Annotated in this window: 10 protein-coding genes; 8 read left to right on the top strand and 2 right to left on the bottom strand. The window is 74.6% G+C overall.

The annotated features are described in order from the left end of the window. Window positions 1–5: 5 nt before the first annotated feature. The 3 genes from AB0I42_RS28000 (at window position 6) to AB0I42_RS28010 (ending at window position 11327) form a co-directional block, all read left to right on the top strand. Window positions 6–10100, top strand: coding sequence for a glycosyltransferase (locus AB0I42_RS28000; protein WP_357541740.1), 10095 nt, complete (start codon window positions 6–8; stop codon window positions 10098–10100). Then, a complete protein-coding gene (locus AB0I42_RS28005; RefSeq protein ID WP_357541742.1) occupies window positions 10097–10534 on the top strand; it encodes a hypothetical protein in 438 nt (145 codons plus the stop codon). Before AB0I42_RS28000 ends, AB0I42_RS28005 begins: the two co-directional genes overlap by 4 nt. A 61-nt stretch (window positions 10535–10595) precedes the next feature. Next, window positions 10596–11327, top strand: a complete 732-nt coding sequence (locus AB0I42_RS28010; RefSeq protein WP_357541744.1) for a hypothetical protein — start codon at window positions 10596–10598, stop codon at window positions 11325–11327. Window positions 11328–11361: 34 nt separating this feature from the next. Here AB0I42_RS28010 and AB0I42_RS28015 read toward each other — a convergent pair whose 3' ends face one another. Then, a complete protein-coding gene (locus tag AB0I42_RS28015) occupies window positions 11362–11724 on the bottom strand; it encodes a hypothetical protein (RefSeq protein ID WP_357541746.1) in 363 nt (120 codons plus the stop codon). A gap of 206 nt (window positions 11725–11930) precedes the next feature. On the opposite strand from AB0I42_RS28015, the gene AB0I42_RS28020 reads away from it, so the two are divergent. From AB0I42_RS28020 to AB0I42_RS28030, 3 genes are read left to right on the top strand one after another with little or no spacing between them, the layout of a single operon-like run. Beyond that, window positions 11931–12155, top strand: a complete 225-nt coding sequence (locus AB0I42_RS28020) for a hypothetical protein (protein WP_357541747.1) — start codon at window positions 11931–11933, stop codon at window positions 12153–12155. A gap of 5 nt (window positions 12156–12160) precedes the next feature. Then, a complete protein-coding gene (locus AB0I42_RS28025) occupies window positions 12161–12700 on the top strand; it encodes a hypothetical protein (protein ID WP_357541749.1) in 540 nt (179 codons plus the stop codon). Further along, a complete protein-coding gene (locus AB0I42_RS28030; RefSeq protein WP_357541751.1) occupies window positions 12697–13254 on the top strand; it encodes a hypothetical protein in 558 nt (185 codons plus the stop codon). The genes AB0I42_RS28025 and AB0I42_RS28030 overlap by 4 nt, the downstream gene beginning before the upstream one ends. Here AB0I42_RS28030 and AB0I42_RS28035 read toward each other — a convergent pair. Beyond that, a complete protein-coding gene (locus AB0I42_RS28035) occupies window positions 13248–13637 on the bottom strand; it encodes a hypothetical protein (protein ID WP_357541753.1) in 390 nt (129 codons plus the stop codon). The two genes, AB0I42_RS28030 and AB0I42_RS28035, sit on opposite strands and share 7 nt — an antisense overlap. 110 nt (window positions 13638–13747) lie before the next feature. On the opposite strand from AB0I42_RS28035, the gene AB0I42_RS28040 reads away from it, so the two are divergent. Both AB0I42_RS28040 and AB0I42_RS28045 read left to right on the top strand, forming a co-directional pair. Continuing rightward, window positions 13748–14731 (top strand): SMI1/KNR4 family protein, encoded by a 984-nt coding sequence (locus AB0I42_RS28040; protein ID WP_357541755.1) that lies wholly within the window; start codon window positions 13748–13750, stop codon window positions 14729–14731. Next, on the top strand, window positions 14728–15404 hold a 677-nt coding region (locus AB0I42_RS28045), incomplete at its 3' end, for an SseB family protein (protein ID WP_357541757.1). The genes AB0I42_RS28040 and AB0I42_RS28045, both read left to right, overlap by 4 nt.

Genomic DNA, 15404 nt, shown 5'->3' on the forward strand with positions numbered 1-15404 from the left:
ACCGGGTGTCGGATAACGACCGGTTCTTCGCCGAGGCGATGGACATGATCGCCGACCTCATCGAGTGGATTCCCGGGATCGACACGATGGTCGGCGAGGTCCTGATCGGCAAGATCCCCAAGTCCAGCGCGGTCGACGTCTACGAACTCGCCGACGCCTGGGGAGCCGCCGCCGAGTCGCTGGCCGAGTCGTACGAGACCGCGCTGCACGCCGCCGACGGCATCCTGCAGAACTGGGCCGGCGACGGTGCCGCCATGGAGTTCCACCGGGCCTGGGCCGACTACCTCCAGTCACTGGGGCAGATGGTCGGCACCCTCGGCTCGATGCAGCAGGGCGTGCAGAGCTTCGGCCTCCAGATCGAGCTGATGAAGTTCATGGCCCTGCTCGGCCTGATCATGCTCATCGTCTCGCTGATCATGCTCATCGTCGCGGCGATCCCCACCGGCGGGCTGTCGCTGGGCGGCGCCGCCGGCGCGATCGCCACCTTCCGTGGCGCGCTCGCCGCAGCCGCCGCCGTGGTCCGCTCCGCGATCAGCGCGATCACGATCCGGGCCGCGATCCGGGCCGTCAACCTCGCCGTCGCCCGCGCCGTGCCGACCGTCGTACGGGCCGTCTCGCCGAGCGTGCTGCGGGTGACCGTGCCGACGTTCGCGCGTACGACGCTGCCCCGGGTCGTCACCGCGATCCCGCGGGCGGCCGCCTCGCTGCCCCCGCTGCGGACCGCGCTGACCACCGTCGCCCGGCAGACCGGCGCCACCCTGGTCCGCAACACGCTGCCACGCCATGTCATCGCCCGTACCGTCGCCGACCGGATGGCCGGCCAGTGGCTGCGCCAGGCGACCAACCGGGCCGTACAACGCGAACTCCAGCGCCAGCTCGGCAACCAGGCCCGGGTCCTGGCCGGCCGGGGGCTGCTCGCCACCCGGGCACAACTGGTCAAGGAGTTCGAGCAGCAGCTCCTGACCAGGTTCGGCGCGCAGACCGTCGCCGCCCAGACCGGCGCGCGGCTCGCCGTCAACGAGACGTTCGAACAGATCTCCCGGCAGAGCCTGAACCAGTACGTCGCCCGCGAGATCGCCGAGGTCTCGTTCACCCGCGAACTCGCCAAGTACGTCGGCGCCCGGGTCGCGATCGGCGCCGGCTTCATGGGCGGCGGCAACATGGTCGGTCAGCTGATGCAGATCGCACAGGGCACCCGTACCGAACTCGACGTCGGCCAGATCGTCACCGGCACCGTCCAGGGCGGCCTCTTCGGCGCGGCCATGTTCGGCGGACTGCCCGGCCAGGTCGTCGGCGGCACCACCGCGGGCGGCCTCATCGGCGGCGGCACCGCGCTGCTCGCCGGCGGAAGCTGGTCGGAGGTACGCGACCAGGCGCTGCTCGGCGCCCGCGACGGCGCCATCGAGGGCGTCTTCAACGGCATGCAGACCCACCTGGAACTTGCCCACCCCAGCGGCGGCCTGCGCATCGGCCAGGAAACCCTCGCCCTGCCCCGCGAAGTCGGCATCGTCGACCGCAACTCCGGCGTCCAACTGCGGTTCAACGACAAGGGTGTGCAGTTCGCCCGCGTCGACGCCGACGGCGTACGGGTCGAGTCCGGCGCGATCGACCGGCAGGGCAACGTGCTCGACCGGGAGACGTTCACCCCGGCGTCGCCGGAACCGGCCGACGGATCCGTACCGGCCGGGGTGCCGCAGGTGCCGCCGGCCGACGCGCCGCGTGGACCGGGTGACGCCGCACCGCGCCCGACCGGCCCCGCCGACGGTGGCCCACGCCCGCCCGGCCCCGACGGCGGCCCGCGCCAGCCGGCCACCGGGGACGGCCCACGGGTGCCCGAACCGACCCGGACCGCCGTCGGGGACCCCGGCGTCATCGAGCGTCCGCCGCCGGCCGCGAAGACGCCTGCCCCCGACCCCGCCCCGACCCCCGACCGGCCGGGCCCCGCCCCGACTCCCGACCGGACACCCGCCGACCCGCCCCCTCACCGACCCGGCCCCGACCCGGTTGCCGACCGCTCCGGTCCCGACCCGACCCCGGACCGCCCCGACCCGGGCGCCGACCGCGGTGCTTCGCAACCGACCGCCGACCGGGGCGACGCCGCGGCTATACCCGGCCCGCGCGGGCCCGAGCCGCACGTGGACACCGCCCCGCCGGCCCCGGCCACCCCCGACGGACCCGGCGACCGGCCGCCCAGGCCGGCCGACGCGCCCGACCACGGCCCGGCCGGACCCATCGTCGCGCCGGAGGCGATCCCGGCCGACGCGCAACGGGACCCGTTCCAGGTCGTACCCGCCGAACCGGTGGCGTTCGGACCCGGCACCCCCGCGCCGGACGTGGTCGCCGACCGCATCGACGGGCACATCGGCGGCCTACTCGACGGGCGTGGACCGGACACACCCGACCAGCCGCACCGGGCCACCTGGCACCCGGACAGCCGCACCCTGACCGTGCACTATCCCGACGGGCTCGCGGTCCAGGTGGCGATACAGGTCAACACGGCGCTGCCGGCGGGGCAGCCGGTCGTCGTCCGGCCCAACCTGGCGGTCGTCGACGGCCGCTGGGCGCAGGCCGGTCCGGCCGGCATCGTCCTGCCCGGTGACCTGCCGGTCGACCCGGCCGGCCGGGCCGCCGCCGTCGACCGGCAGCTCGCCGCCGGCTGGCGGACCCTGCACCAGGAGCTGCACGGCATCCTGGAACGCCCGCCGGTCGACCCGACCGGGTCACCCGATCCCACCGTGGCGCCGGATTCGACCGTGGCGCCCGCACGCCCCGAACCGGGGCCGGACCACCGTCCGGACGAGGCCACCGACCAGGCCCCGGCGCCGGACCGCACGCCACCGGACCGCACGCCGTTGGATCGGACGCCGCCGGAGCCGGCTCAGCCGCACCAGCCGCCGGCACCCACACCCGACCCGGCCGGCACCAGGCTGCCGCTTCCCGACCTCGTGCAGCCGGGCGACGTACCGATGCTCGGGCTGGACCAGGTCACCTTCCGCGACGCCGGCCCCGCCGGCCGGGACCTGCCGCCGCCGCTCACCTCCGACCGGGTACGGGCCATCCTGGCCGACGGCACACTGCCGGAGCCGGTGGTCCGATGGGCCACCGAGCACCTCACGGTCACCACACCCGACGGGTCGGTCCAGCCGAAGTCCGCCGCCGAGATCGCCGAGACGCTGAGCCGGCTCCAGGAGGAGGCCACCTGCCTGACCACCCCGGAGCCGGTCCGTACGGATGCCGACGAGACGGTCGGCCAGGCCGGCCGGGCCGACCCGGAGCCGGTGCCGCCTTCCGTCGACCGCGACGGCCCGGATCCGTCGGTCACCCGGTTGGAGGAGCTCACGCCGAGCGTGAACTTCCCGGAGCACCTCACCCGCTACGGCGCGGACCTGCCGGCGCAGGTCCACCAACTCGTCGACCAGGCCACCGAGCGGCTGCGCGCCAGCTACCCCGAATCCGTCGTCGCCGCGCGGATCGCCGATCTGCAGGCGGTCGCCGCCCAGGCCGACCGCCTGCAGGCGGTCGCCGACCGGACCCGTGGCGTGGCCGACCTGCCGGCCCTGGTCACCGAGGTACGCGACCTCAGCCGGATGGTCGACGAGTACGGCGACCGCTACTCGAACTGGCGCAACTTCGACCGGAACGGCGAACTGGCCGATCCCGGCTGGCGCGACCTGCACGGCGTCGACCCGCTCAACTCGGTCGAGATGGCGAACCGGGCGGTCAGCGTCGACCCGACCACCCACCGGTTCCACGCCATCGACCAGGCAATCATGGTCGCCAAGATCGGTGATGTGCTCGGCGCGGGCTTCGAGCAGCACGCGATCGTGAGCCTGGACCGGCTCGTACCCAAGGACCCCGAATCGGCCCGCGCCCTTGTTCCCGAGCATTTGCTCGACGAGGACCTCCGCGGCTGGATCGCCGGGTCGGCCCGGGGCGGCTTCATGTCCGAGACCGGGCTGATCTTCGTGGCGCCGCACTCCGCCGACGGCCCCCGGCCGATCAGCGCGGTCGCCGCCACACTGGTCCACGAGGGCATGCATCTGCTGCAGCCGAACTCGGCCCTGCTCGGTCCGGCGGTGCAGGCGGCGGCCGGCGCGCTGCCGGACGCCGACGTCGTCACCACCCGGGCACTGGCCGACATCCGGCTCGACGGTGAGCTGGCCGCCTTCACCGTCCAGCAGGCATTCCTGCGCGGCCTCGCCGGTCACCACGCCGGGGCGGACCTGTCCGCGGATCCCCGGGTGCCCCGCAGCGACGACTACCGGAACCTGGCGGCGAGCCGGCCGGAGGAACTCGAGGCGCGGGTACGGTCCGACTACCGGACCGGCGAGAGCGACACCCCCGGCCGGGCCCTCGTCGACCGCTATCCCGAGATGACCGCGGCGGCGACGGTGGCGCGGGCCGACACCGCGATCACCAACAGCACCCATCCGCTCGCGGGGGAACGGCTCCAGGGGACCTTCTACGGACCGCTGACCACCCGGGTCGTCGAGCAGTTCGGCATCGACCTGGCCGCGATCCAGCGTCAGCAGACCGACCAGGGCTGGCCGCCGATGCGCGACGACGGCACCGCGTCCCGGTCCGACGGCACCGCGCTCCGCACACCCGACGCCGGCCGGGTCGAGCCACCGGATCGAGGCGATCGGGCCGGCCCGCCGGTGCAGGAGGAGCGGACCTCGCCCGGTCCGACGCACGCCGCGGCGCCGATCGAGGGCACCGGGTTCGTGCCCGACGGCCGTCCCGGCTACATACCGGACGTCTCCGTGTTCGAGCTCCAGGGCGCCACCCAGCGGCTGTCGCCGGACGACTTCGCCGGCTCGGTCGCCTGGATCCAGCCGGAGGGGCCGCTGGTCCGGGTGCAGGACGCCGACGGCCGGCCGCACTACTTCCGTCCCGAGGTCGGGTGGGACCTGCCGAACGTCGCCGAGACGTCGGTGCGTGCCGGTACGCCCGACGACCCGCACCGGACCGTGGTCAACAACCGGGTGGCGGCCGAGAACCTGCCCCGGGTCTGGGTGCAGAGCATCACCGAGACAATGCAGGAACGTACGGCGACGGCCGAGCGGGCCCAGCCGCAGGGTGTGCTGCGCCGGGCCATGAACCGGATCGGCGGGTTCCTCGGCCGTACCGAACCGCATCCCGAGCCGCCGACCCGGCCGTCCGCCGACCCGTACCGGACCGGGCCGGGGACCGACCCGGCCACCCGGCCGGCCGGCGATCCGCACACGCGCGCCCGGCTCGGCGAGCGCCGTTTCCTGCTGCGCGAGCTGAACGAGTCGTGGCACCCGGACGAGCAGGCCCGGCTGCGCCAGGAGATCGCCGCCGTCGACCGGGAGTTGGCCCGGCTCGGCCATCCGCTGGCGGAGCTGGACCCGCTACCCGAAACCGGGACGGTGCCGGACCCGTTCGGCGCCGATCCGCGGCCGTCGACCGAGGCGACCAACGACGGCGTCTGGACCGACCCGGCCTGGCGGCGCGACGACCGGCCGCCGTCGCTCGACGAACTCCTGCCGACGACCGACGCCGAGGCGACGAAGTGGGCGGACACGATCCGGCAGACCGTCGCCGACCTGTTCGAGGGCCGGGAGTTCGCCGGCATGCGGCTGCGGTTCGACCTGACCGACGAGCACAGCGTCAGCGTCTACCGCAACGACGTCACGATCCGCGCCGACGTCGTCGACCCGGAGCGCGGGGTCGTCGGCCGGGTCGTACGCGCGTTCCACCGTGACCACGACGGCAGCCTCTACGCCGAGCACGTCTCGCTCAAGCTCTACGAGAGCGCGCAGGGCCGGGGCTTCGCGAGTGCGTTCAACCGATACCTGGAGCAGTGGTACCACTACTCCGGGGTCGACCGGATCGAGATCCACGCCGCCTCCACCGTCGGCGGCTACGCGTGGGCCCGGGCCGGCTACGACTGGGCGCCGAACACCGAGCACCGGGCCAACGCCGTACTGGACCGGCTGCGGTCCGAGCTGCGCGACGTCGACGCCGACCTGGACCAGCTCGCCCGCTGGGCGGCCGGCGACGACACCGTCGACGCCGACCGGCTCCGGCAGCGCTACCCGGGCACCGGCCCGGAGGAGATGACGGCCGACGCCCACCGGCAGCGGGCTGCCGGGCAGCAGATCCTCGACCGGGCCGCCGGGCACCGGTTCGGCAGCGACGGCTACCCGACCCCGTTCGACATCAGCCAGGCCGGCTGGCACGACCAGCACGGCCGGGACGCCACCTGGATCGGCAAGCGGGCGCTGCTCGGCGCCGACTGGAAGGGCGTCAAGCCGATCGCCGACGACGGTCCGCGATTCACCCGCGACCCGGCCGCCGAGACCGCCGTACGACCGCACTCCGATCTCCCGGTCCGACCGATCACCGCCGCGCAGGTGCCCGACTCGCAGTTCCACGGCCACCTGCGCGACACCCCCGAGCCGGAGACCGTCGGCCGGGCCGGCCGCGACGCCCTCGACCAGATCCGGCACCGGCTGCCGGCCGGCCACCCGCTGCGGACGACGCCGATCGAGGTGACCACCGTGCCGGCCGAGCGGCTGCCCGACCGGGCGGTCGCCCGCAGCGTGCCGGTCGACGCCGACGGGGTGGACCTGCCCGCCGGCCGGGTCCCGCCCGAGGACGGCGGATACCGCATCGAGCTGTCCGACCGGGCCGGTGACCATGCGATCGCCCGCGCCGTGGCCCATGAGGTCGCCGAACTCGCGGCGATCCGGCAGCGGGCCGACGCCGGTCTCGACCTGTCGGCGCCGGATGTCCTGCGCCCTGGCGAGCACGTCGACGGCGCCACCCTCAGCCCGCACGACCTGGGCCGACTGGCCGAGGTCGAGGTGCTCGCCGACCTGCTCGACGACCCCGCGACGGCGGCGCACGCCCGTTCCGAACTGGACCGGCTGCGCGACCACCTCGGGCTGCGCCCCGACGATCCCGGCGCCGCCGACCGCTTCGCGCTGATCGGCCCGCACCTCGGCGACGCCGGCCGGGCCGCGCTGCGCGCCGACGGCGGGCCGCCGCCGACCCGTACCCTGCGGATCATCGCCTACGACGGCGGCCGGGGCGGCGACCTGCCGGCCCGGCTGGCGACCGAACTCGGCGCCGGCGGCGACCGGGTCGTCGTCCGTACGCCGGGGGTGGGGTCGCGCGACCTCGGCCCGGGCGCGCGGGTGTCCGGGGCCGACCCGATCCCGGGCGTCACCGGGCCGATCAGCCCGCTGCTGCGGCTGGACGGGCAGCCCGCCGACGCCGACGTGGTGATCGGCTTCGGTGAGACGGCCGGCATCGCCGACGTACGCCGGGACGCGTACCCGCACGCCCGGATCGTGCAGGTGGTCGACACCGTGCCGGACGCCGCGCACCTGGCGGTGCTCGCCCGGGCCGACCTGATCGTGACCGCCGACCCGCGACTCGCCACGGAGATCCGGTCCCAGCTCGACGGCCTCGACGCCGACCGCGTCCCGCCGGTGCACGTGCTCGGCCCGGACGGGGCCGCCGGCCTGCACGACGCGATCCACCGCCTCGGCGGCAACGTCGCCCGGGTCGACGAGGCCGCCTGGCGGCAGGAGATCTCGCCGCGCGATGTGGTGCTGCGCAGCGCCGCCGCCGAGCCGTCCGACGGCGCGACCCGGGTGATGACCGTCTGCACCGAGTGGTGGTCGAGCCGTGGCGGCATCCCGACCGCCAACCGTGAGCTGACCGAGGCGTTCGGCTCCGCCGGCACCGTCACCTTCGCCCGGGTGTCCACGGTGGACTCCGGTGACCTTTCGGTCACCTCGGCCGAACCCGCCGGCGTACGCGTCGTCGGCGTCGACCACGTCTGGGGCGTGCTCGACGCCAAGGGCGAGCCGGACACCCGCGCGATGACCCTGCTGCCGCAGAACCTGCCGGCACACGTCGACGTCGTCGTCGGGCACTCCCGGTTCGGTGGCGGGGTGGCCCGGCTGCTCGTCGAGCAGGTGTATCCCGGCGCCCGTTACGTGCACGTGCTGCACACCTCGCCGGAGGTGCTCGACGCACTGCGCGGCAACCCCGCCGAAGGGCTCGGCCACGCGGCCACCGAGCGGATCCTGATGTCCGGCGCGGACGTGGCCGCCGGGGTCGGCCCGCTGCTCGGGCTGGAGGCGGGCCGGCTCGGCTCGGAGGCACAGGTGCCGCCGCCGACCGTGCACCGGATCATCTCCGACATGCCGCGTATCGAGGGCGATCCGCCGCCGCGTCCGGCGGACCGTACGCACTTCGAGATCGCGGTGCAGGGGCGGGCCGGTGATCCGATCAAGGGCATCGAGTTCGCCGCCAGGCTGGTGCCGCTGCTGGCCGAGGAGGGCGTGCCGGTCCGGTTGACCGTACGCGGCGCGCCGACCCAGAAGGCGGCGGACGAGCAGGCCGCGCAACTGTCCGAACTCGCCGGTGCCGAGGTGGTCGTCAAGCCGTTCACCCGCGACCAGGCGGCCCTGCTCCAGGACCTCTACGACGCCGACCTGGTGATGATGCCGTCGATCCACGAGGGTTTCGGGCTGGTCGCCAGCGAGGCGGCCCGGGCCGGCGTACCGGTCGTCGTCGGCGAGGGCACCGGTGCCGGACTCTTCTTCGGCGACCCCGGGCAGGTGCCGGCCGGGCTCGGCGAGCCGGCCACCGTACGCGACGGCATCACCGTCGACGTGCTGCGGCAACTGCTGCTCGACGCCGCGGACCCGCACGGTGTGGTGGACGGGCCCGCGATGCGACGGGTGCTCGACGAGATCGACCAGCGGCGGACGCCGGCCTGGGTCGATCACGTCGGCACGGCGCTGCGGAACCTGTCCGAGCACCGGGCCCGGGCCCTGGACCTGCGCGACTACCTGGCCGAGACGTTCCCGCCGGGCAACGCCGCGCAACGGCTCATCGCGGCGATGCGCGGCGAGCCCGCCGCCGACGGTGCTCCGCCCCAGCAGCGGGCGGCGAACGGCGCCGGCCCGCGTGGGGCGGATGTCGCGGACGGTGCCGGGCCGGCCCCGGACCGGTCGGCGCCGACCGCCGACCGGCGGACCATGGCCGACGGTACCGCCGACCGGCCGCCGGCCGTGGCCGGACCCGAGACGGCCGCCACCCGGCCGGGCACGGCCGAGTCACGGCCGGATGACACTGGCCGGGTGCCGGTACGGGAGACCGCCGTGCCGGCCCAGCCGGGTCCGCGGTCCGATGCCGGCCCGCCGGCCGACGCCACGCCCGAGGTGGCCCCGGCGCTGGACGAGCACTCCGACCTGGCGCGGATCCTGCGGGCGTCGCCGGAACTGGCCCACTCGCTGGCCGCCCGACCGACGACCCGGCAGCACCTGGCGAGCTATCCGCAGGCGATCGAGGTGCTGCAAAGGGTCCTGGACGACATCCGGACCCGGGGGGCCGAAGCCGTCGTCGCGGACGGCACCCCGGTCCCGGAACCGACGCCGCTCACCCCCGAGCAGCGGGCGATCAGCGCGGCCGTCGAGGTGCTCGGCAGCCGCTACCAGACCGGATTCGACCACCGGCGGATCGGCGACGCCGAGTACCGCTCCGCGTTCCTCGACCGGATGTACGAGCAGGCGGCGGTCGCCCAGGACGAGCTGCGCGAGATGGTCGTTCGGATCGCGGCAGAGACCGGCGGTGAGCCGGGCTGGCGACGCGGCCCCAAGGACCGGGTACGGGCCGAAGACAAGATCCGCGAGTATCGCGGTGACGTGTCGAAGCTGACCGACCTGGCCGGCGCGAAGATCGAGTTCAGGTCGTTGGACGACCTCTACCAGGCGTTGGCCCGGCTGGTCGACGAGCCGGGGGTCAGGATCGTCAAGTTCAAGGACCGGTTCGAGAATCCTCAGGACAGCGGCTACCGGGACGTGCAGATGTCGGTTCGGGTTTCCAACGGCCACGTGGCGGAGTTGCGGCTGCACCTGACCTCGCTCGACGAGGTGGCAGCCTGGGAGCACGCGCTGTACGAGGTCAGGCGTGATCTGGACGCCCTGGCCGAGGAACTGGGGCGGGCACTGAGCGTGGCCGAGACCGCGATCAGGGACGGAATCCTCCGCGAGGAGCAGCGCCTATTCTGGGAGGCGCTGCGAACGGCGCTACGGGGAGAGGGCGGAGAGTGACGTACCAGCCTGGGCTGCGGTTGCCCGGATACTACGAGTACTACGCGGCGCCGTTGAAGATGGTCTCCACGCCGGACGGCGGTATGGCGGCGTGGCGTATGTCGATCGAGACCGGCGATTGGGAGCCGGCCAACCACCTGATCGACAAGGTCCTCTTCGCCCGGGGTGGCGAGGTCGACCGGGTGTCGCAGCAGGAGTTCGTCGAACTGTGCGAGGAGACCCGGGCCCGATACCTGCAGGGGACGGGACCGGTCTACGCGCTGTACGAGACGAGGCGGGCGATCACCGACGCCGTCGAGCGGGAGGACCGCCCGTTCACGCTTCAGGAGCGGGCGTTGCTGGCCGGGTTGTCGCGTGAGACGTACATGATGTTCGAGGAGGAGTTGCGGCGGGCGGGCAGCCCCGGCGCCGACCCCTCGCTCGGCCGGGACTGACCGGCTTCCCGGCGGCCCGGACCAGGTGCGGTCCGCGGCGGGAACGCCGGCCGGTGCGACAATGACCGCCGACACGACCGACGGGCTGGAGGCCACGGGGATGCTGGGGGAGCGGATCGCGGCGGCGGTCCAGCGACACGTCGCGCGGCGGGACGAGACGGTCGTGCGGCACATCGAGCATCCGGAGCTGGTCACCGTGCAGACCACGGGGTGGACCTACTACGCCCGGCGGGCCGACTGGTCCATCGCCGCGCACCCGGGTGTCGAGGCGGTCTTCCGGGTCGTCGTCGACCGGATGATGGACAACTTCGTCATCACCTATGGTCTTCTGGTGCCACCCGGCGAGGAGGCGCTCCTGCTCAACGACGTGGCCGTGCTGCGTGACCTGCAACGGCGGCTCGGCGGGCCGGTCGACCCGCTGTCGTACGCGGAACTGCTGGCCGAACTCGGCTCGACGGCGGACATCGCCGGGCCGCGCCTGACGCCGATGGCCGCCACGACGGCCTACCGGGCCGGCTGGCTGATCCGGGACGTGGACGGGTTCCGCCGGCGCTACCCGGAGGTGGACCCCGGGCTGGTCGCGCCGCCGGTCGTGCGTCCGGATCCGCCGTCGGTCGAGTTCCACAGCCACAACTACGTGATCCACCACGCGGTGTCGGGAATCGACATCTATCGGTGGACGGTGCGGTTGCCGGCTGATGCGCCCGCGCACTGGGACCGCCAGGTGGTCGAGTCCGACCTGGCGGTCCGCCCCTGGCTGCACGAGCGGCCCGACCCGGAACCGACCGGCTAGTGCCGGGCTGTCGCGGTGACCGGTGTCCCGGCCGTCACAGGTCGGTGCGCTCGGTCTCGGCGTAGCCGATGCCGTGCCGGTCCAGCCAGGCCAGGAAGCGGTCGATGACCGTGGTTCCCTCGTCGCCGTCGCGTACGTCGAGGACCTGGCGTAGCCGGTCGAGCGGGTCGCCCGGGGGCAGCGCCCGGGTCACCGCGTCGAGGTCGGTGACCGCGTACTCCCGGCGGTAGAGCGAGACGTCGTCGCCGAACTGCAGCTGCACCGCGCGGCCACCGGTGTCCACGCGCAGCGCCAGCGCACCGTCACCGGTCAGCCGCAACGTCACCCGCTCGGACGACCAGCCTTCGGCGTCCATCGGGTGGTCGAGCAGGGTGATGGTGGATTCGTCGGCGACCATGTGGTTCCCTCCTGCCGCCGGGCTCACGACCGGCGTAACGTCCCAACTGAGACAATAAGTGTCCCGCTCACGTCGACGGCCGCAGGAGTGGCAGGAGTGCCGGGCGTCTCGGTGTGGCCGGTGCGGTCGGCCCGGTGCGGTCGGCCCGGTGTCGGCCCGACCGGCTAGAATTCGGGGCCGGCGGAGGCGGTCGACAGGGAGGTCCGATGGCATTACGGATGGACCCCGCCCGGCGGCGCCGGCTCCAGGAACTGGCCCGGGTGCACGACCGGTGGCAGGCCGCGCACGGGGTCGACGACGCCGACTTCACGCCCGACGGGGCCGATTCGACCCGTCGCCGTACCCCGTCTCCCGAGGCGGAGCGGGAGCTGATGGCCCGGTCCCGCGCGGTCATGGGGCTCGACCCCGAGACCGGCCACTACCGGGACTGAGCGCCGTGGTCCTGCCGGCGGCCCGCACCCGCGACGAGGCGCACCTCTACCTCGACCTGCACCCGTGCGACCGGTGCCTGAGCGTCTCCACCAGCTGGGACAGCACCCTGACCAGCGTGGACGGGATCCCCGCCCGGCGCTACGCCGGGATCTGCGACGACTGCGGCACCGGGCGCGAATACCTCTTCGCGCTGCCGGAGCACGCCGCCGGCACCCGGCCCGGCACCGTCCACTTCGGTGGGTCGCAGCCGTCGGAGCTGCTCGACCCCGGAGAGTGGCTGCTGGTCGCCGACCTGACCGCCGAGGCCGGCGCGGCGGCGGCCGACCCGGCCGAGGCCGCCGAGTCGACCGGTATCGCACTGGCCGCCATGGTCGAGATCCTCAAGTTCGTGCCGGCGGGCGCCGACGCCGTACCCGCCGACCTGTTCCGTACCGAGCGTGGCCGCACCGTCTACCGTCAGGAGCCGGGCCGGTTCCGGCGGCGCCGGCTGGAAATCGTCCGGGACGCCTACCGGGACGCGCTGGACCGGATCGGGCCCCGATGACGCCGATGCTGGCGCGCACCAACCACGAGGCGCACCTCTACATGGACCTGCGGCCGTGTGCCTGCGGGGCGACCGCGTTCGACCGGGCCAGCAGCGTGGTTTTGCTGCCGGACGGCGACCTCGGCAGCCGCTACGCCGGCGCCTGCGCCTGCGGCCGCGAACGCGAGTTCCTGTTCCGGCTGCCCGCGCAGGCCGAGCCGCCGACGGCCGAGCCCCGCTACGGCGACGCCGGCCCGTCGCAACTGCTCGACGCCGGCGAATGGCTCTGGGTCGCCGACCGTTACGCGCAAGCCGTACCCGCCGACCCGCGCACCCTGCCGGCCACCGCCAGGGCGACGGCCCGGGCCCGGCTCGCCCAGGCCCTGGCCGCCGTCGACGAGGTGCTGAAGTTCGCCGGTACGGACCCGGCGGTGCCGCCGGACGCCTTCTGGACCGCGCGGGGCCGGGCGGTCCGGGACCGGGAGCCGGGCCGGTTCACGGTCGCCCGGCTACGCGCCGTACGCGACGCGTACGCCCGCGTGTTGCGGCAGGTGGACCGGGCCGGCGGTCACTGACCGACGAGCACCTGGCAGTGCGCGGCCGTGCCGGTGTGCTCGGCGACCTTGACTCCGTCGACGTGGATGGTGCAGGTGGTCCGCGGCGTGGGCGGCCGCCCCGGCTGATTGCGCATGAACTCGCGCAGCTCCGGCTGGCCCATCAACTCGGCCACCCGCGCCGGCGGGCTTTCCATGACGACCCGGTGCTCCCAGGCCGGCAGCGAGACCCGTTCTTCGATCCGGTTGCCGTTGTCGCGGTAGTGGAACTCGATGCCCCAGAGCGCGCCGTCGCCCTCCAGCGTCAGCGCGTAGTCGATCGTGTGCGTCACCTTCTCCTCCCGGACCAGTCCGCACCCGCTGAGCAGCAGGACGACGGCGACAAGCGCGGTGGCACGGCGCACGGTTTCCTCCCCTGATCGACCTGCCCGGTAGCCTATGGCCTGGCCGTCCCGGCGCCGGAGCCCGGCCCCGGCGGCCGTCGAGGTTCTCGACAGGGGGAGAGGCGCACGACATGGCCATCGCCGGCACCCGGCACGCGTTCCAGGTCCGTCGACCCGGTTCGTCGATGCTGCGCGTGCGCTACCGGGCGGGCGTGCCGGTCGACCCGTACGGCTTCCCCGACTGGATGCCGTACGCCCGCGCCGTGGTGCGGCTGCCCGACGTACCGGACGGGATGGGCCTCGACGAGGCACGCGTGCTCGGGGTGCTGACGGCGAACCTCGTGCTGGCCGGCTCCGGCGACCCGTTGTGGCCGGCCGGTTCGGCACCGGACGGACCGGTGGCCACGCCGGCCGGTTGGACCTGGGCCTTCCTGGCCCGGACCCGGCTGGTCGCGCTGGTTCCGGTCGAACTGCACGCGTCGTTCCGGCACCTGGGCGGGATCAGCACGCTGACCGCCCCGCGCCGCGGCCTCGGCGTGCCCGGCACCACCGGCGGCCCGCCGCGGATCGGCCGGTCGGCCCGGCTCGCCGACGACGCGCTCGCCGTCGTGCGGGAGCGCCTCGGGCACGCGTTGCCGGCCGACTACCGCGAGTTCCTCGCCGGCACCAACGGTGGCTGGCCGGTGCGGCCCGCCGTACACCCGGGGTTCGGGTTCGTCGTCGACCAGCCGATGCTGGGCGTGTCCCGGCCGGACTGGCTGCACGACCTGGTCTACGTCAACTCGCTCGACGCCGAACTCCTCCCCGGTCATCTCGCCATCGGCTACGTCCAGGGTGGACTGATCGCGCTCCGGGTGGCGGACGGCTCGGTGTGGTATCTCGACGACGACGACCACCGGGACACCGACGACGACCCCCCGGCCCGGCTGCTGCACCGCTGCGCCGACGACTTCACCACCTTCTGGCAGGCGCTGCGGGAACCGCCGGCGACACTGACCGGCCGCGCCGAATCCGATGTACGCGCCGGTGCTGCCGCCCCGCACCCGGCGCCCGGCATCGGGACGGCGTTGCCGCCCGCCCGCCGCGGCCCGCTGACCGGGGGGCCGGCCGCGTGACCGGATGGCAGCCCGCGAACGACAGCGAACGGGAGATGGCGCGGGCCCTCGCCGCCGACGACCGGGCCGGCTTCTTCCGGGTCGTCGCCGAGACCACGCTCTACCTGCCGCAGAGCGCCATCGCCCGCGACGAGCCCGGCGCGCAGACGTTCGTCACCGCCGACCTCTTCGGGCAGACCTTCCTGCCCGTCTTCACCTCGATGGAGGCGATGCTGCCGCAGGTGACCGGCATCGCCGACGCCTACACCGTCACCGACTACGCCGAACTGCGCGAGAAGTGGCCGTCGCCGGCGTGGCGGCTCGCCGTCAACCCGGGCACCCCGCTCGACGCGTACGTCGCCGTCGAGACGGTCGAGGAGGCCGCGGCCGGCCGGGCGACCGTTCCCGACGCTGCCGAGGCGCTCCAAGGGGTGGCCGAGGAGGACGCGCTCGCCGAGATGGACGACGCCGACCGCGTTTCCGTCGAACGGCGCCTGGACACCCCGGACGGCCTGCTCGCCGACTTCGGGGCGGCGACGGCCGGCACCCCCGGCCCGGCCCCGGACACCGACGCGCTGCTGCGGGCGGCCGCCGGGCGCGTGCGGACGACCGTGCCGGCGTCGTTGAGCACGGTCAGAGTGATGCCGTGCGCGCCGCCGGTGGAGGCGACCGTGCCCTGGTTGCGGATCGCCAC

The sequence above is a fragment of the Polymorphospora sp. NPDC050346 genome, from assembly GCF_040655695.1.
GTDB lineage: Bacteria > Actinomycetota > Actinomycetes > Mycobacteriales > Micromonosporaceae > Polymorphospora > Polymorphospora lycopeni.